The 16,541-nt window shown below is 73.1% G+C and carries 15 protein-coding genes; 9 read left to right on the forward strand and 6 right to left on the reverse strand.

All coding sequences use genetic code 11. The features are described from left to right. Nucleotides 1–99 precede the first annotated feature (99 nt). Nucleotides 100–3,282: a glycosyl hydrolase 115 family protein gene (locus C7M71_RS05105; protein WP_111493437.1), complete on the forward strand. Its 3,183-nt coding sequence runs from the start codon at nt 100–102 to the stop codon at nt 3,280–3,282. Nucleotides 3,283–3,365: 83 nt separating this feature from the next. On the opposite strand, the gene C7M71_RS05110 is transcribed toward C7M71_RS05105, so the two are convergent. Further along, nucleotides 3,366–4,121: an IclR family transcriptional regulator gene (locus C7M71_RS05110; protein ID WP_229758548.1), complete on the reverse strand. Its 756-nt coding sequence runs from the start codon at nt 4,119–4,121 to the stop codon at nt 3,366–3,368. Nucleotides 4,122–4,644: 523 nt separating this feature from the next. Here C7M71_RS05110 and uraD point away from each other — a divergent pair. Genes uraD through C7M71_RS05130 form a run of 4 tightly spaced genes read left to right on the forward strand, consistent with a single transcriptional unit; the run spans nt 4,645 to nt 7,840 of the window. Beyond that, nucleotides 4,645–5,190: a 2-oxo-4-hydroxy-4-carboxy-5-ureidoimidazoline decarboxylase gene (gene uraD / locus C7M71_RS05115; protein WP_114914199.1), complete on the forward strand. Its 546-nt coding sequence runs from the start codon at nt 4,645–4,647 to the stop codon at nt 5,188–5,190. Then, on the forward strand, nt 5,187–5,516 hold the full coding sequence (gene uraH, locus C7M71_RS05120) for a hydroxyisourate hydrolase (RefSeq protein WP_111494775.1): 330 nt from the start codon (nt 5,187–5,189) through the stop codon (nt 5,514–5,516). Before uraD ends, uraH begins: the two co-directional genes overlap by 4 nt. Before the next feature lie 6 nt (nt 5,517–5,522). After that, the gene (pucL, locus tag C7M71_RS05125) at nt 5,523–6,437 is read left to right on the forward strand and encodes a factor-independent urate hydroxylase (RefSeq protein ID WP_111494773.1); all 915 of its coding nucleotides are present in this window, start codon (nt 5,523–5,525) and stop codon (nt 6,435–6,437) included. 11 nt (nt 6,438–6,448) lie between these two features. Then, on the forward strand, nt 6,449–7,840 hold the full coding sequence (locus C7M71_RS05130; protein WP_111494771.1) for an 8-oxoguanine deaminase: 1,392 nt from the start codon (nt 6,449–6,451) through the stop codon (nt 7,838–7,840). Nucleotides 7,841–7,859: 19 nt separating this feature from the next. On the opposite strand, the gene C7M71_RS05135 is transcribed toward C7M71_RS05130, so the two are convergent. Further along, on the reverse strand, nt 7,860–8,666 hold the full coding sequence (locus C7M71_RS05135; RefSeq protein WP_111494769.1) for a methyltransferase domain-containing protein: 807 nt from the start codon (nt 8,664–8,666) through the stop codon (nt 7,860–7,862). A 177-nt stretch (nt 8,667–8,843) separates the two neighbouring features. On the opposite strand from C7M71_RS05135, the gene C7M71_RS05140 reads away from it, so the two are divergent. Beyond that, the gene (locus C7M71_RS05140) at nt 8,844–9,797 is read left to right on the forward strand and encodes a quinone oxidoreductase family protein (RefSeq protein WP_114914200.1); all 954 of its coding nucleotides are present in this window, start codon (nt 8,844–8,846) and stop codon (nt 9,795–9,797) included. Nucleotides 9,798–9,869: 72 nt separating this feature from the next. Here the strand turns inward: C7M71_RS05140 and C7M71_RS05145 are convergent, their stop codons facing one another. Beyond that, nucleotides 9,870–11,015 (reverse strand): alpha/beta hydrolase, encoded by a 1,146-nt coding sequence (locus tag C7M71_RS05145; RefSeq protein ID WP_114914201.1) that lies wholly within the window; start codon nt 11,013–11,015, stop codon nt 9,870–9,872. A 269-nt stretch (nt 11,016–11,284) separates the two neighbouring features. Here C7M71_RS05145 and C7M71_RS05150 point away from each other — a divergent pair, with 269 nt between their 5' ends. Continuing rightward, complete coding sequence (locus tag C7M71_RS05150; protein WP_111495493.1) at nt 11,285–11,620, forward strand: MoaF-related domain-containing protein; 336 nt, start codon at nt 11,285–11,287, stop codon at nt 11,618–11,620. 65 nt (nt 11,621–11,685) lie between these two features. Here C7M71_RS05150 and C7M71_RS05155 read toward each other — a convergent pair whose 3' ends face one another. Together C7M71_RS05155 and C7M71_RS05160 are read right to left on the reverse strand one after the other, a co-directional pair. After that, nucleotides 11,686–12,138, reverse strand: coding sequence for a MarR family winged helix-turn-helix transcriptional regulator (locus tag C7M71_RS05155; RefSeq protein WP_229758549.1), 453 nt, complete (start codon nt 12,136–12,138; stop codon nt 11,686–11,688). A 204-nt stretch (nt 12,139–12,342) separates the two neighbouring features. Continuing rightward, nucleotides 12,343–12,987, reverse strand: coding sequence for an aggregation-promoting factor C-terminal-like domain-containing protein (locus tag C7M71_RS05160; protein ID WP_229758550.1), 645 nt, complete (start codon nt 12,985–12,987; stop codon nt 12,343–12,345). Nucleotides 12,988–14,014: 1,027 nt separating this feature from the next. On the opposite strand from C7M71_RS05160, the gene C7M71_RS05165 reads away from it, so the two are divergent. Next, on the forward strand, nt 14,015–14,572 hold the full coding sequence (locus C7M71_RS05165) for a DoxX family protein (RefSeq protein ID WP_114914202.1): 558 nt from the start codon (nt 14,015–14,017) through the stop codon (nt 14,570–14,572). A 174-nt stretch (nt 14,573–14,746) separates the two neighbouring features. Beyond that, nucleotides 14,747–15,772, forward strand: a complete 1,026-nt coding sequence (gene mgrA / locus C7M71_RS05170) for an L-glyceraldehyde 3-phosphate reductase (RefSeq protein ID WP_111489314.1) — start codon at nt 14,747–14,749, stop codon at nt 15,770–15,772. Nucleotides 15,773–15,855: 83 nt separating this feature from the next. Here the strand turns inward: mgrA and C7M71_RS05175 are convergent, their stop codons facing one another. Next, nucleotides 15,856–16,467 (reverse strand): YceI family protein, encoded by a 612-nt coding sequence (locus C7M71_RS05175; RefSeq protein WP_111489315.1) that lies wholly within the window; start codon nt 16,465–16,467, stop codon nt 15,856–15,858. Nucleotides 16,468–16,541 lie beyond the last annotated feature (74 nt).

The raw sequence follows: 16,541 nt of genomic DNA on the forward strand, positions 1-16,541 counted from the left end.
CCGCACCTCCGAAACCTTTCGTTCCTGACACCCCATTGCCACCCCGGCACACTCTCGCCAAGATTTGTCAGGGCAGTTGGCAAATTCCTAGGGAGCCGCATGAACAGGCATCTTCCACAACAGGTGAGCCGCAGGTCGGCGCTGGGGCTCGGGCTCGGGCTCACCGCCCTGGCCACTCCCCTGGGCTCGGCGCTCGGGCTCTCCGGCGAGGCATGGGCGGCCCCGTCCGGCGTCGGCCAGAGCCGGGCGACCGACTCCGGGTCCTATATCTCCTTCACCCCGAGATCGGGCTCCTTCCCCCTCGTCCGGGCGGGCCGGGCGGTACCCCTGGTGGTCAGCTCCGGCGACCACCAGGGCGTCATACGGGTGGTCGGCGACCTCCAGGCCGACATCGAGCGGGTCACCGGCATCCGCCCCGCCGTGTCGCGCGACGCACTGCCCCGGCAGCGCGAGATCGCCATCGTCGGCACCCTCGGCCGCAGCCCGCTGATCGACCGTCTGGTGGCCGAGCGCAAGCTCGACGTCTCCGGTATCGCGGGCAAGTGGGAGACCTCGCTCCAGACGGTGGTGGAGAAGCCGCTGCCGGGCGTCGACCGGGCGCTGGTGATCGCGGGCAGCGACCAGCGCGGCACCATCTTCGGCGCCTATGACGTCTCCCGGGGCATCGGCGTCTCCCCCTGGTACTGGTGGGACGACGTCCGCCCGCGCCACCGGGACGAGCTCTATGTGCTGGCCGGCCGCCACACCCAGGGCACGCCCGCCGTGAAGTACCGCGGCTTCTTCATCAATGACGAGAACCCGGCCCTGGGCACCTGGGCCCCCGAGTACTTCGGCCCGGGCAAGGCGCCCGGCTTCGAGGGCGGCTTCAACAGCGCCTTCTACGCCAAGATCTTCGAAGTGATGCTCCGCCTCAAGGCCAACTACCTCTGGCCGGCGGTCTGGGGCCGGGCGTTCGCCGAGGACGACCCGCTGAACCACGCCACCGCCAAGGCATATGGCGTTGTCATGGGCACCTCCCACGAGGCCCCGATGATGCGCGGCATCGAGGAGTGGAACCGGCACGCCGTCGCCGCCGTCCGGGACAGCAGCGGCGCCATCACCACCCCCGGCCACGACCCCTACGGCGGCACCGGCGAGTGGTCCTTCCGCCGCAACTCCGAAGCGCTCAAGGCGTACTGGGCCGACGGCATCCGCCGCATGGTCGACCAGGGCTTCGAGGGCGTCGTCACCCTGGGCATGCGCGGCAACGGCGACACCAGCCTGCCGGACGGCGACGGCATCGAGCTGATGAGCGAGATCATCGCCACCCAGCGCACCATCCTGACCGAGGTCACCGGCAAGGACGCCGCCTCCATCCCCCAGGTGTGGACCCTCTACAAGGAGGTGCAGCGCTACTGGGACCGGGGTCTGCGGGTCCCCGACGACGTCACCGTGGTGCTCACCGACGACAACTGGGCCAACGTCCGCAAGGTGCCCGACCTCAAGAAGGACGCCCGCAGCGGCGGCTACGGCCTCTACTACCACTTCGACTACGTCGGGGCCGGCCGCAACTACAAGTGGGTGGACACCACTTCGCTCCCCAATATGTGGGACCAGCTCAACCAGTCCTTCACCTACGGCAACCACGGCCTCTGGGTCACCAACGTCGGTGACCTCAAGGGCAATGAGCTGCCCACCCAGTTCTTCCTGGAGTACGCCTGGGACCCGCACCGCTGGCCCCTGGACCAGCTCCCGGCGTGGGAGCAGCAGTACGCGCGGCAGAACTTCGGCGAGCAGCAGGCGGCGGCCGTCGCCGGGGTACTGAGCACCTACGCCCAGCTCCAGTCCCGCCGCAAGCCCGAGCTGCTCAACCGGAAGATCACCCTCGACCCGGCCAAGGACCCGGCCAAGGACTCCTCCGCGATCGTCTACGACGACCAGGCCACGCCCTTCAGCCTCACCGACTACCGGGAGCTGGAGCGGGTCACCGAGGACTGGCAGCGGCTGGCGGCCGAGGCCGGCCGGATCGGCCGCAAGCTGCCCAAGGCCGACCAGGACGCCTGGTACGAGCTGGTCGGCTATGAGGTGGAGGCCACCGCCAACCTGTATGCGCTGCGGGAGGCGGAGTTCACCAACCTCCACTACGCGGCCCAGGGCCGCGCGGCCACCAATGACCTGGCCGCCGCCGCAGAGGCGGGGCTCGCGCAGGACCAGGCGCTGGCCGCCCGGTTCAACACCAAGGTGGCGGGCGGCAAGTGGAAGGGGTTCCAGACCCAGCCGCACATCGACTACGGCGACATCGACCGGTACGGGCCCAACGCCCCCTGGCAGCAGCCCGAGATCGACAACGTCGCCATCCCTGATGTGCTCTTCCCGGCCGTCAAGCGGATCTCCCTGCCCGCCACCGCCGAGATGGGCGTCGCCATCGACGGCTCCGACCGGTGGTGGCCCGAGGAGCGGGGCGAGGCGGTGCTGCCGGTCTTCAGCCCGTACCAGAGCCAGCCCGCGCAGTACATCGAGGTGTTCAACCGGGGTCGACGCTCCTTCGACTACCGCGTCCAGCCGTCCGTCTCCTGGCTGACCGCCGACCGCCCCCGGGGCAGCGTCGACCAGCAGGTGCGGGTCACCCTGCGGGTCGACTGGGCGCGGGCGCCCAAGGGCACCAGCCGGGTCCCGGTCACCGTCACCGGACCGGGCGGCCGGACCGTGGTGGTGCACGCCGTGGTCGACAACCCGAAGACGCCCCGGGCGCAGCTCTCGGGCTTTGTCGAGGCCAACGGCTATGTCTCCATCGAGGCCGCGCACTACTCCCGGGCCGTCGGGGACGGCGGGATCGGCTGGCAGCGCATCCCCGGCATCGGCCGGACCGGCGACGGCATGGAGCCCTTCCCGGTCACCGCCGCCCGGCAGACCCCGGGTGGCCGCAGCCCCCGGCTGGAGTACGAGGTCAGCCTGTTCACCACCGGGCCGGTCACGGTCTGGGCCTATCTGTCGCCGCGCAACAACGCGCTGGCGACGGACGGGCTGACGTACGCCGTCTCCTTTGACGACGACCAGCCGCAGCGGGTGAATGTCACCGCCGTCACCGGCGCCGACGACGGCACCATGAACCCGCAGTGGGCACGGAACACCTCCGACAACGTCAACCTCACCAGCACCGGGCACCGCATCGGCCGCGCGGGCGTGCATGTGCTCAAGTTCTGGATGGTGGACCCGACGGTGGTGCTCCAGAAGCTGGTGGTGGACACCGGCGGCCTCAAGCCCAGCTACCTGGGCCCGCCGGAGAGCCTTCGGCTGCGCTGAGTACGGCAGGGGGCGTCCGTGGACACGCGGGCGCCCCCGTCGTCGTACCTGGGCGGGGTGCGGCCGGGCCGGGGCGGACCTGGTTAGACCGCCATGGCGAGCATCACCGGGGCAGCGCGGGTGGCGAGCAGTTCGGCGGCGGCGCGCAGCCGGTGGGCCAGGTGCACGGGCAGCGACACGGCGAGGCAGCCGGCGGTGCCGCCCGCGGTGAGCGGGACGGCGGCGCAGACGGTGCCCACCGCGTACTCCTGGAGGGCGAGCACCGGCATGGTGGCGGGCTGCCGGTCGAGCCGGTGCAGCAGCTGCTCGGGGTCGGTGACGGTGCGTGAGGTGAGCCGGACGGCGGGGTGCCGGGAGAGGTGGTCGCGGCGGGCCCGGTCGTCCAACTGGGCGAGCAGGCACTTTCCGGCGGCGGTGGCGTGGGCGGCGGCCCGGAAGTCCACCCACTCCTGGACCGGCGGGGCGGCGGGGCCGGTGGCGGACGCCTCGACCAGCGCCTCCCCGTCGTGGTAGCGGCCGAAGTAGACGGCGGCGCCCAGCTCGTCGCGGAGCCTGCGCAGCCCGGCGTCGAGCCGGGCCCGGGCCGACCGCTGCGGCGCCCGCTCGGCGAGCAGCGCCAGGGCGCCGCCGAGCACATAGCCCTCGCCGTCCGGCCGGTGCAGATAGCCCTCACACTCCAGCATGGTCGCGGTGCGGTGGACGGCGGCGAGCGGCAGGTCGAGTTCGCGGGCGAGCACCCCGAGGGTGGCGCCGCCGCGGTGGCGGTCCACCGCCTCCAGCAGGCGCAGTGCCTGCCGGACAGAGCTCCGCCGGGCGAGCCGGACGTCTTCACGGGCCACCCGATGTCCCCCCGCTCCGTGACCGCTCCATGACCGCTCCATGACCGCACCTGGCATCCCCGGTCCGGACGCCACAGCGTGTCGGACCGGCTCCGAGCAGTGACCAGGGTATCCGCCGCCCGGGGCCTCGGCAGTGCTCTCACCGCAGATTGCCCAGCGGGAACCCGGTGCTCAGCCTCAGGCATATGCCAGACGCATCCGGAGCGCGGGACTCGACGGCGGCGGGGCGGTACGGCCTCGCCCACCGACCTTTTTGCAGCTGCCCCACACCAGGACGCCTCGCTACCGGACACATGTCGGCGGGCGGGGTGTTAGGTCAAGGGGCGGCAGGCCGCTCACTCGTTGGAGTGAGGGCGTGCGACCGCTGGTGGAGCCCACGACCGGGCCGTTCGCATCGGCCGCCTTTCCCGAGTGCGCGCGGGCCGGGCGTCAGCCGCTTCGCCGTGGACGTCTACCTCTGTTGACGGCGGCAGGGGCCGGTTCTAGCTTTCTCGGGGTGGCACCACTCCTCGGGAGGTCACCCGTGCCCGACCGCCCTCCGGCCCCCGACCGCCCTCCGGCCCCCGACCGCCCTCCGGCACTCGATCGGCTGAACGCCGCCCCCGACGGCACACTGCACGCGACGCTCCGCGAGGTCTGCGCCAGCCGCGCCTGGGCCACCGCCGTCGCCGCCGCCAGACCCTGGGCGGACCGCGCGGCGCTGCTGGCCGCCGGCGATGCGGCGGTGGCCCGCCTCACCGCCGCCGACCTGGCCGAGGCGATGGCCGGGCACGCCCGGATCGGTGCGCCGGGCGGCGGGGGCGCGACCGCCCGCCGGGAGCAGACCGGAGTCATGGGCGCCGACCCCGCGCTGCTGGCGGAGCTACGGGCGGCCAATGCCGCGTACGAGGCCAAGTTCGGCCATGTCTTCCTGATCCGCGCCACCGGCCGGACCGCCGCCGGGATGCTCGCGGCGCTCCGCGAGCGGTACGGCAACGACGCCGCCACCGAGACCGAGCTCATCCGGGCCGAGCTGCGCTCCATCAACGCCGTCCGGCTCGCCCGCCTGCTGGACGGGACCGCGCCATGACCGGCATCTCCACCCATGTCCTGGACACCGCCCTGGGCCGACCCGCCGAGGGCGTGCGGGTGGAGCTGTCCCGGCAGACCGAGGACGGCGGCTGGCAGCTGCTCGCGGTCTCCGCCACCGATGCCGACGGCCGCTGCCGGGACCTCCCTGAGGTGGCGACCGGGGATGACGTGCTGCGGCTGCGTTTCGACACCGGCGGCTATCTGCCGGGGCGGCCGTTCTTCCCCGAGGTGTCGGTGGTCTTCACCGTCGCGCCGGACCAGTCCCACTACCACGTGCCGCTGCTGCTCAGTCCGTACGGATACTCCGTCTACCGAGGGAGCTGACGCCCGATGGCCCATGTGCTCGGCCAGAACCAGTACGGCAAGGCGGAGACCCGGGTGGTGCGGATCACCCGGAGCGGCGCCCGCCACGAGATCAAGGACGTCAGTGTCTCGGTGGCCCTCTCCGGCGACCTCGACGCGATGCACCTGTCCGGCAGCAACGCCCACTGCCTGCCGACCGACAGCGTCAAGAACACCTGCTACGCCCTGGCCAAGCAGTACGGCATCGACTCCGCCGAGGGGTACGGCATCCGGCTGGCCCGGCACTTCGTGGCCGAGGTGGCGCCGATCCACCGGGCCCGGGTGCGGATCGAGGAGTACGTCTGGGACCGGATCAGGACGCCGCGCGCCCCCGCCCGCGCCACCGGAGCCGAGGAGGCCGACCACTCCTTTGTGCGGCGCGGCGGCGAGGTGCGGACGGCGGAGGTCCACTGGGACGGTAAGGCCCTCCAGGTGGTCTCGGGGTTGAAGGGGCTGGTGGTGATGAACTCCACCGGCTCGGAGTTCCGGGGGTACCTCAAGGACCGGTACACCACCCTCCAGGAGACCGACGACCGGGTGCTGGCGACCGAGGTGACGGCCCGCTGGCGGCACTCCTTCACCGGCGCCGAGGGCGAGGCCGAACCCGGCTGGGACACCGGCTGGGCGGAGGTGCGCGACCAGCTGCTGGAGGCGTTCGCCGAGACCTACAGCCATTCGCTCCAGCAGACCCTGCACGCCATGGGCACCCGGGTGCTGGACCATCAGCCCGGGGTGGCGGAGATCCGGCTGCAACTGCCCAACCGGCACCACTTCCCGGTCGACCTGGAACCATTCGGCCTGCGGAACGAGAACGAGGTCTTCCATGCGGCCGACCGCCCATACGGCCTGATCGAGGGGACCGTGCACCGGGAGGGCGCGGTCCCCGCCATCCCCGTGGAGTAGGAGAGCCGCCCATGGCCGCGCAGCCATCGCCGCCGGTACGCCGCACCGTGATCGAGAACTGCGCCGTCGCCACCGTGGACGCGGACTCCACCGAGTACCCCCGAGGGCATGTGGTGGTGGCGGGCAATCTGATCGAGTCCGTCGGGCCGGGTCCGGCCCCGGTGGCGCCCGGAGAGGCGGTGCGCCGGGTCGACGGGACGGGCCATCTGCTGACTCCGGGGCTGGTCAACACCCATCACCACTTCTACCAGTGGATCACCCGGGGCCTGGTCCAGGACAGCATCCTCTTCGACTGGCTGGTGGCGCTGTATCCGATCTGGGCGCGGATCGACGACCGGCTGGTGCACGCGGCGGCGCAGGGGTCGGCCGCCGCGCTGCTGAAGTCCGGCTGCACCACGGCGGCGGACCACCACTATGTCTTCCCGCGCGGCGGCGGCGATCTGCTGGGCGCGGAGATCGAGGCGGTGGCGGAACTCGGCCTGCGGTTCACGGCGGCCCGGGGTTCCATGTCGCGCGGGCGCAGCGACGGCGGGCTGCCGCCGGACTCCGCCGTGGAGCGGACCGAGGAGATCCTGGCCGCCAGTGAGGAGGCGGTGGACCGCTGGCACGACCCCTCCTTCGGTTCGATGCTGCATATCGCCATCGCCCCGTGCTCCCCCTTCTCGGTCACCAGCGAGCTGATGCGGGAGGCGGCGGAGCTGGCCCGGCGCAAGGGGGTGCGGCTGCACACCCATGGGTCGGAGACGGCCGAGGAGCAGCGGTTCTGCGAGGAGCGGTTCGGGATGCGGCCGACCGAGTACTTCGAGAGCGTCGGCTGGCTGGGCGAGGACGTCTGGATGGCGCACTGCGTCCATCTGGCCGACGCGGACATCGCCAGGTTCGCCGCGACCGGGACGGGGGTGGCGCACTGCCCGTCGTCCAACGCCCGGCTGGCCGCCGGGATCGCCCGGGTGCCGGAGCTGCTGGCCGCCGGGGTGCCGGTGGGGCTGGGGGTGGACGGCACGGCGTCCAATGAGTCCGGCGAGCTGGGCACCGAGCTGCGTACCGCGCTGCTGGTCCACCGGCTGCGCAGCGGCGCGGGCGCGATGACGGCCCGTCAGGTGCTGCGGATGGGCACCATGGGCGGGGCCAGGGTGCTCGGTCGGCAGGCGGAGCTCGGCTCCATCGAGCCGGGCAAGCTCGCCGACCTGGCCCTGTGGAAGGTGGACGGGGTGATGCACTCCTCCATCGCCGACCCGGTGGCCGCGCTCGCCATGGGCGCGCTGCCGCCGCTCACCCTGCTGCTGGTCGACGGGCTGCCGGTGGTGGAGGACGGCCGCCTGGTACGGGTGGCGGAGGAGGCCGTCGCCGGGGCGTGCGCGGCGGCGGCACGGGAGCTGGCCTCCCGCGCCGCCGCCGACTGACGAAGAACCGGGCCGGGGGTCAGGCGCGGCAGAGGATCTCGCCGTTGAGCACGGCGAACCAGCCGTCCTCGGCGGCGCCCCACTCCTGCCAGCCGTCGGCGATGCGGCGCAGGTCGTCCTCGGTGGCGCGGCCGTCGGCGACCGCCTGCCGGGCAATCGCGGAGGCGGTCATCCGCTCCGCCCAGAGCCCGCTCCACCAGGCCCGGTCCTCGGGCGTGGCGAAGCACCAGGTGGAGGCGGACGGGGTGATCTCGGTGAAACCGGCCCGCAGCGCCCAGGAGAAGAGCCTGCGTCCCGCGTCGGGCTGCCCGCCGTTGGAGGCGGAGACGGCGCGGGTGACGTCCAGCCAGGTGTCGAGCGCCGGGACCTGCGGATACCAGGTCATCGCCGCATAGTCGGAGTCCCGGGCGGCGACGAGCCCGCCGGGTCGGCAGACGCGGCGCATCTCGCGCAGCGCCCGTACCGGGTCGGTGACGTGCTGGAGTACCTGATGGGCGTGGACGACGTCAAAGGAGCCGTCCGGGAAGTCCAGTGCATGGACGTCGGCCACCGCGAAGTCGACATTGGCGAGCCCCCGGTCGGCGACGGTGCGCCGGGCCTGGGCCAGGACCTCCTCGGAGGCGTCGGCGGCGGTCACCCGCCCGCTGCCGACCCGCTCGGCCAGGTCCGCCGTGATGGTGCCGGGGCCGCAGCCGATGTCCAGCACGGCCGCGCCGGCGGTGAGGTGCGGCAGCAGGTAGCCGGCCGAGTTCTCGGCGGTGCGCCAGGTGTGCGAGCGCAGCACGCTGGCGTGGAATCCATGGGTGTAGACAGCCTTCGACGTCATGGGAAGCCACCTTGGTCGATGCGGTTCCGGTCACCACGACGATAGATGCTCGTCCCACTTCCTGAGAATCAGATATCACCATACGAGACATCGCGGAAATGCCCCTGGGCACGCGCCCGACGGCCCGGTACGCTCATCACATACCTACTGGTCGGTAGCAGTGTGGAGGGAGTCGCGGTGCGCGCGATACGGATCACCGAGTTCGGCGGGCCCGAGGTGCTGAAGCCGGTCGAGCTGCCCGACCCGGTGGCCCGGCCCGGGCAGTTGCTGGTGGAGGTGGCGGCGGCGGGGGTCAACTACGCCGACACGCACACCGTCGAGGACTCTTATCTGTCCCGGTCCGCCCTGCCGATGGTGCCGGGCGCCGAGGTGGTCGGCCGGACCCCGGAGGGCCGCCGGGTGGTGGCGCTCACCGAGAACGGCGGCTACGCGGAGAAGGCCGTGGTCCGGGAGTCCCTGGCCCATGACGTACCCGACGGGGTGACCGACGGTCAGGCGCTGGCCCTGGTGGTGCAGGGCCTCACCGCCTGGCACCTGCTGCGCACCTGCGCCCGGATCGCCGAGGGCGAGTCGGTGGTGGTGCACGCGGCGGCGGGCGGCACCGGCTCGCTCGCCGTCCAGTTGGCGGCCCGCTTCGGCGCCGGGCGGGTGATCGCCACCGCCTCCTCCGAGGCCAAGCGGAGGCTGGCCCTGGAGCTGGGCGCCGACGCCGCCGTGGACGGTGCCCCCGAGGGGCTTGCGGAGCGCCTGGTGGAAGCCAACGGCGGCCACCGCGTGGACGTGGTGCTGGAGATGACCGGCGGACCGGTCTTCGACGCCTCGCTGGCCGCGCTGGCACCGTTCGGCCGCCTGGTGACCTATGGCATGGCCTCCCGGGTGCCCCCGACCCCGGTGCGGGCGGCGCAGCTGATGGCGCACTCCCGGTCGGTGGTGGGCTTCTGGCTGATGCACGCCGTCGGCAGGCCCGGGATGGTCGCCGAGCCGATGGCCGAGCTGATGGCCATGACGGCGGACGGTCGGCTGAGGCCGCAGGTCGGCGAGGCGTACGGGCTGAGCGAGGCGGCCCGCGCCCATCGGGACCTGCGGGCCCGCCGCACCGTCGGCAAGCTGCTGCTGGACCCGACCCGCTGACCCCGGCGCGCTGACCCCGACCCGCCGACCTCGGCGCGCGGGCGGCGGCAAGCGGGCGGCGGCCGGGCGCCGTCAGCCCGCGCGCAGGTGCTCGGCCAGCCAGGGCAGCGCCACCGGGAGCTCCTGGCGCCAGGTGCGGAAGTTGTGGCCGCCGCTCCCCAGGATGATGGAGGAGACCCGCAGCGGCGGGGTGGCCGCCGCGATGAAGCGCTGGGTGGCGTGGTAGTCGCCCTCGCCCTCCCGGCTGGTGGCGACCAGCAGCGACACCTCCGGTACCGGCAGGTGCCTCAGCCGCCACATCAGGTCGTTCTCCCTGCGGAGCCGGACGCTGCCGCCGAAGAGGTCGCCGGTGGTGGCGTCGTGGGCCGCGTGGTAGTAGCCGGAGAGCGAGACGGCCGCCCCGTAGACGTCGGGATGGCGGAGGGCGAACTTGAGCGCGCAGTACCCGCCGGTGGAGTCGCCGATCACACCCCAGCTGCGCGGTCCGGTGGCCACCCGGTAGGCGGCGGCGACGGCCTGCGGGACGTCCCGGACGAAGTAGGTCTCGGCCTGCGGGCCGTGCGGGACGTCCACGCACTCGGTGTCGCGCGGCGGGGCGACCGTCGGCCGCAGCAGGACCAGCACCGTCGGCTGCATCCGGCCGGCCCTGATCCGGTCGAGGGCCACACCGGGGTAGTCGAGCCGGGTGATCAGGTTGCGGGCGTCGCCCGGGTAGCCGGTGAGCACCACCGCCACCGGCAGCCGCCGGTGCTGCCCGCCGGGCCGGAAGTACTGCGGGGGCAGATAGACATAGCCCTCGCTGGAGAGGCCGGAGCGCCCGCCGGCGATCCTGACCTTCTCTATCATCCCGGCCTCCCGGGGCGCCCCGCCGTCCGGGCCGGTCAGCGGGACCTTGCCGAGCGGTTCGACTCCGGGGGCCGGGTCGGCGGTGTGCTCGGCGGGGGTGCCCGTCCCGAAGTGGTTCTGCACGGCGACCGGCTGGTCGGCGCCGGTGCCCAGCAGGTCGCGCCAGGAGGCGTAGAAACCGAAGTAGCCGTTGGCGGCCAGCCCCAGGGCCGCCAGGAATGCCAGCTGGGTGGCCATGAGGGTGCCCAGCCGTCCCAGTACGGCGGCCCAGTGCCGCCGGGCCAGCCTCGGCCACATCCATACCGTGCCCACCACGCAGCCCAGGGCGGCGAGGATCGCAATGATCAGCAGCGTTCGACTTGTCAGACCCATGATCTCCGGTCGCTCCGTCCCCCCGGCGGGAAACCCCCGCGCGTGACCGGCGGCACCAGTACCGCCGGCTCCTCCCCTGAACAAGCTTTACCCCACCGGGCGGGGACGGTGTCGCCGCTCAGGGGGAAACCGTCACCGCCGATCGGCGGGGGCCAGTGGTTGCATCCCCCGCGCCCGGCCGGGCGGCCGGGCGGCGCGGCGGCCACGATATCGTCACCCCAGGCGGCCCCTACCGCCGTCCGCCGCCTGATCCGGGGAGCCGCAGGACCATGAGCGACAGAGCACCGCTGCCGGCCTTCGCCGGCCGGACGTACCTCTTCCGCGTCGACAACGGCGCGGAGTTCCGCAACGCCTACTCCGCCGACGGCAGCCGGCTCCGCTGGGAGGGACTGGGCGAGTCGGCGGGCCAGGGGGACGATGTGGCGCTCCATGTGGCCGAGGTCGCACCGGAGGTCTACTTCGTCAACTGGACCGAGCGCAGCGGGCTCACCGTCAGCCATGTGATGGACCTCGCCAACCTCACCGTCCGGGTCTTCTGGACGTACGAGGGCGAGGGCGGCCGGGTGGGCGAGCTGCACACGGGACGGCTGCACCCGATCGACTGAGCAGGTCGGCCGGGGGCGGGCCGGCCGAGCGGGAGTCGGCCGAGCGGGAGTCGGCCGAGCGGGAGTCAGCCGAGCGGGGGCAGTGCCTCCCGGGCGTGCCGGCCGAGGCGGTCCAGCCCGTCCAGCATCGAGGCGGCCTGCGCGGGGCTCAGCGTGCCGGACACATGGCGGTCGAGCTCCCGGACATGGCGGCGGGCCGCCGCGACCAGCGTGCGCTCCCCCTCCCCGGTGAGGGTGACCAGCTGCACCCGCTTGTCGCTCTGCGAGCGGCATCGCTCCACCAGTCCGGCGGCGACCATGCGGTCCACCAGCCGGGTCGCACCGCCGCTGGTCAGGACGAGGTCTCTGGAGAGGTCGCCCATGGGCACCCCCTCCGGGGCGGCGGCCAGATGCAGCAGCACCTCGAACATGGGGTGGCTGATGCCGCTCTCCCGCTCCATGGCGCCCCCCAGCAGCCGCTCCAGGCGCGCGGCGGTGCCCAGCAGGACTCCGAACGCCCGGATCCGCGAGTCGCCCACCGCATCGGCGGCCGACCGTATGTGTTGCCGCTCTGCCACATCCGCCCTCTCGCCCGGGTCGTCGGGCTTCACCGTACCGCCTGGCGGCGGACCGGCCGCCGGGGCGAGGAACGGCGGACGGCCGCGCCCCGCCCCGGCAGGCGGGGTGGGGCGCGGCCGTGGAGCGCACCGGTCGATCAGGGTCGATCGGCAGCGGTGGGCCGATCAGTACCAGTGGTGGGTCTGCCAGAAGGCCCAGGCGGCGTTCGGGCTGCCGTAGCGCTCGTTCATGTAGTTGAGGCCCCACTTGATCTGGGTGACCGGGTTGGTCCGCCAGTCGGAGGCGACGGACGCCATCTTGGAACCGGGCAGGGCCTGGGGCAGGCCGTATGCGCCGGAGGACGGGTTGGTGGCCCGGACGTTCCAGTCGCTCTCATGCGTGATGATGGCGTTGAAGGACGCCCACTGGCTGGCCGGAACCATGGAGCGGGCCAGCTCCTTCACCGCACTCGGGCTGGTGTCGGTGACGGGGGTCACCGGGGCCCGGTGGGCGTTGCGGGAGGCCGCCTCGTTGGCGGCGATGCGCGCCTGGGTGTTCAGGTGCGCGATGTGCAGCCGGTGCAGGCGGGCCTGCTCGGCCTTGGACACCGCGTCGGCGGCGGCACGGGCCTTGGTGTTGAGGTGCGCCACGTGCAGCACATGCAGGTGGTGCAGATGCGCCAGGTGCGCCACATGGGCCTCGTGCGCGGTCGGGGCGGCCGCCGAAGCGCTGGTGGGGACCGCCATCGCGGCGGCGGAGGCGAGGCCGGCGGCGGTGAGGGCGATGGCGGTACTCCGGCGCAGTCGGCCGGTTATGGAGGGAAGACGCATGGGGGGAAGACCTCAATCGGTTGGCTCGGCCCTGGTGCGCACGGCGGCGTCGCGGCACAGGGCCGCAGAAGCCTTGGTGGCGCCAGGACCGGGGGCACCCCGGTTTCGGTTGGTGCCGGACGGGCACGCCCCGCACGTCCGCTGCCCGGTGGTCCGGGCGGTGCGGTGGGCGGGGCGCCTAGCAACTGGGCACAGTCTTAGCCCCGCGCCGGGAACGATCCAAGACCCGTTGCTACGGCCGCCGATCGTAGGCGGCGCTTCCCCGGTGAGTGCGGCGGACGGCGCGGCGTACCCGGCCTCATGGCCCTGAAACCTCATGGTGGAAATTTCCCCGCATCCGCCCGCTTCCCCCCTCTGACCTGGCAGAACGGGCGGCAGCCGCCGACTGCGGCGGAGGGCGGCCGATTCCCTCCATGATGAAGATCAGATGAAGGGAGGCGTCGGTACGGCGGATCAACTACCGCGCCTCGTTGACCGCTGCGGGCCTGTGAGCGGCATCACTCGGGAAGGCCGTTCCAGGCCCTCCCCCGGGCTTGGATCGCCCCTGGGCGAGGACGGCACAGCGGTGTCGTCACGCGGGGATTCCGGGGGGAGGAGGATCCGGCGGCGCCCGGCGGTGGCCAGGGCGCGCCGCGACGGCGCCGGATGTGGCGGCGGCGCGGGGCCGGATCACAAGGGAGCGCCTGCCCGGGTACGGGCGGAGGCACAGGGTCAGCCGTGGCGGTGACAGGATCTGCGCACGGAGCGCACAGGATCCGGATAGCGGGGGCTGACCAGCGGGTTCATAGCGGCAAGACTAAACGATCAACGGTCGCCGGGACCAGCCCCCGGCCGGGTCGGCGCGGGCCGCCGGGTGGTTTCACGCGGGTTGCGGTGATGCGTCCCCGCTCCCCGCACCGGACCCGGCACCGGACCCGGCAGCGGCACCGCAGCGCACGGCCCGGCCGCTCCACCGACGGGCGCCCCCGGACGGCGCGGGTTACGGTGCCAGCGGACGGCCCCTGCTGCCATGGACCGGGAGGCAGAGATGACCTGTGCGGACTCACGAGACACCGGCCTGCTGGTGCTGCGCGTGACCCTCGGCGGTGTGCTGGTGGCGCACGGCGTACAGAAGCTCTTCGGCTGGCTGGGCGGTGGAGGCCTGGACGGCACGGCGGGTGCCATGGACCAGATGGGATTCCGCCCCGGTCGGCAGAGCGCGCTCGCCGCGGGCCTGGGCGAGGCCGGCAGCGGTGCGCTGCTGGTGCTGGGGGCGGCGACCCCGGCCGCGGGTGCGGCGGGCCTGGGCACCATGACGGCCGCCGCCGCGGTGCACGCCCCCAACGGCTTCTTCGCGGCGGGCGGCGGCCTGGAGTACCCGGTCCTGCTGGGCGCCGCCTCCGGTGCGCTGGCCCTCACCGGCGCGGGCCGCTACTCGCTGGACCACCTGCTGGGCCACCGCCTCGACCGGCCCGGCACGGGCATCGCCGCCGTCGCGGTCGCGGCGGCCGTCTCCGGCGTGGTGCTGGCCCGCCGCCGCCGGGCACTGCACGCCGAGGCCGCCGAGATCGAGGCCCGCGCCGCCGACGTCGACGTCCTCCCCTGACTCGCCGGACTCCCCTCGGCAAGGGCCCGGCCGGACCATTCGGCCTGCCCGCTCGGAGGTTCGCCACCCCGGCCATCCCCCCAGGTCCGCGCCGGGCGGAAGTGCGGGCGGCTGTTCGATCGCGCGTAGTAGCTTGATCGTGCAGATCCGCACCCTGCCGAGAAGGAACCCCTGATGTCCGACCCGCACCCGTACCGCGCAGCCGACGATCGCTACGGCACCATGCAGTACCGCCGCAGCGGCCGCAGCGGCGTGCTGCTGCCCACCGTCTCGCTCGGCCTGTGGCACAACTTCGGCGACACCGCACCGCTGGAGACCCAGCGGGCCGTGCTGCGCCGCGCCTTCGACGCCGGCATCACCCATATCGACCTGGCCAACAACTACGGCCCGCCGGCCGGCTCGGCGGAGGCCAACTTCGGCCGCCACTTCGCCGCCGACTTCCGCCCCTACCGCGACGAGCTCTTCATCGCCACCAAGGCGGGCTACGACATGTGGCCCGGCCCGTACGGCGAGTGGGGGTCCCGCAAGTACCTGCTCTCCAGCCTGGACCAGTCGCTGGCCCGGATGGGCCTGGACCACGTCGACGTCTTCTACTCGCACCGCCCCGACCCGGACACTCCGCTGGAGGAGACCATGGGTGCGCTGGCCTCGGCCGTGCGCCAGGGCAAGGCGCTGTACGCGGGGCTCTCCAACTACAGCCCGGAGCAGATGGCCGAGGGAGCCGCGATCCTGCGCGACCTGGGCACCCCGCTGCTGATCAACCAGCATGCCTACTCGATCCTCAACCGGGATGTCGAGGGCGGTCTGCTGGAGCGGTCCGACGAGGTCGGGGCGGGCGTGATCGCGTTCTCGCCGCTGGCACAGGGCCTGCTCACCGACCGCTACCTCAACGGCGTGCCCGCCGACTCGCGGATGGCGGTGGGCCACTTCCTCACCCGGGATGCGCTCACCGAGCAGCGGCTCACCATGCTCCGCGCCCTCGACAAGCTGGCCGGGGAGCGCGGCCAGACGCTGGCGCAGCTGGCGCTGACCTGGCTGCTGCGCGACCGGCGGGTCACCTCGGTGCTGATCGGGGCGAGCAGCGTGGCCCAGCTGGAGCAGAACCTGGCCGCTCTGGGCGGTGCCGACTTCTCCGACGAGGAGCTGGCCGAGATCGACCGCATCACGGTCGAGGGCGGCATCCCGGTGCCGGGGCGCTGACCCACCGCGGATACCCGGCGGCCGCCGTCCCACCGGTGCGGTGGGCGGCGGCCGTTCTGCCTGTGCAGCGGGGGTGCGGCAGGTCAGGCGTTCTTGATCGCGGAGATGTCCAGGACCAGCTTGGCCTTGTCGCTGATCAGCACGCCGCCGCCCTCCAGGGCCGCGTTGTAGGTGAGGCCCCAGTCGCTGCGGTTGATCTGGGTGCCGCCCTCGAAGCCGACCCGGAGGTTGCCGAACGGGTCGGTGGCCGAGCCGTTGAAGGCCAGGTCGAGGGTGACCGGGCGGGTGGTGCCCTTGATGGTGAGGTCGCCGGTCATCCGGTAGGTCTCGTCGTCGACGCGCTCGGCGGCGGTGCTGCGGAAGGTGATCTCCGGGTGGGTCTCGGCCTCGAAGAAGTCGCCGGTGCGCAGGTGCTCGTCGCGCTGCTGCTGCTTGGTGTCGATGGAGGCGACCTTGATGGCCAGCTCGGCGGTGGAGCGGGCGGGGTCGGCGCCGTCGAGGTGCAGCTTGCCCTCGTACTCGCCGAACTCGCCGCGCACGGTGGTGACCATGGCGTGGCGGACGGTGAAGCCGATGCTGCTGTGGGTGGCGTCGATGGTGTAGTCGCCGGTGAGCGCCGACAGGTCCTGCCCTGCGGGGGCGGCGGCCGGAGTGGTGGCGTCGTCGTCGGTCTTGGTGCGGTTGAACAGGCCCATGGCGTCCTCCAAAGGTTTAGCCTTCAACTACAACCCCACCGTAGCGCCATCTGATTCGAGTTTCAACCAACCTG

The organism is Peterkaempfera bronchialis, from assembly GCF_003258605.2.
Classification (GTDB): Bacteria; Actinomycetota; Actinomycetes; order Streptomycetales; family Streptomycetaceae; genus Peterkaempfera; species Peterkaempfera bronchialis.

What these genes read in the sequence shown, in the direction of transcription:
- C7M71_RS05150 (WP_111495493.1), top strand. Translation starts at nt 11,285, where the DNA reads ATGAGCGACAGAGCACCGCTGCCGGCCTTCGCCGGCCGGACGTACCTC.
- C7M71_RS05175 (WP_111489315.1), bottom strand. Translation starts at nt 16,467, where the DNA reads ATGGGCCTGTTCAACCGCACCAAGACCGACGACGACGCCACCACTCCG.
- C7M71_RS05165 (WP_114914202.1), top strand. Translation starts at nt 14,015, where the DNA reads ATGACCTGTGCGGACTCACGAGACACCGGCCTGCTGGTGCTGCGCGTG.
- mgrA (WP_111489314.1), top strand. Translation starts at nt 14,747, where the DNA reads ATGTCCGACCCGCACCCGTACCGCGCAGCCGACGATCGCTACGGCACC.
- C7M71_RS05135 (WP_111494769.1), bottom strand. Translation starts at nt 8,666, where the DNA reads ATGACGTCGAAGGCTGTCTACACCCATGGATTCCACGCCAGCGTGCTG.
- C7M71_RS05105 (WP_111493437.1), top strand. Translation starts at nt 100, where the DNA reads ATGAACAGGCATCTTCCACAACAGGTGAGCCGCAGGTCGGCGCTGGGG.
- uraH (WP_111494775.1), top strand. Translation starts at nt 5,187, where the DNA reads ATGACCGGCATCTCCACCCATGTCCTGGACACCGCCCTGGGCCGACCC.
- C7M71_RS05145 (WP_114914201.1), bottom strand. Translation starts at nt 11,015, where the DNA reads ATGGGTCTGACAAGTCGAACGCTGCTGATCATTGCGATCCTCGCCGCC.
- C7M71_RS05160 (WP_229758550.1), bottom strand. Translation starts at nt 12,987, where the DNA reads ATGCGTCTTCCCTCCATAACCGGCCGACTGCGCCGGAGTACCGCCATC.
- pucL (WP_111494773.1), top strand. Translation starts at nt 5,523, where the DNA reads ATGGCCCATGTGCTCGGCCAGAACCAGTACGGCAAGGCGGAGACCCGG.
- C7M71_RS05130 (WP_111494771.1), top strand. Translation starts at nt 6,449, where the DNA reads ATGGCCGCGCAGCCATCGCCGCCGGTACGCCGCACCGTGATCGAGAAC.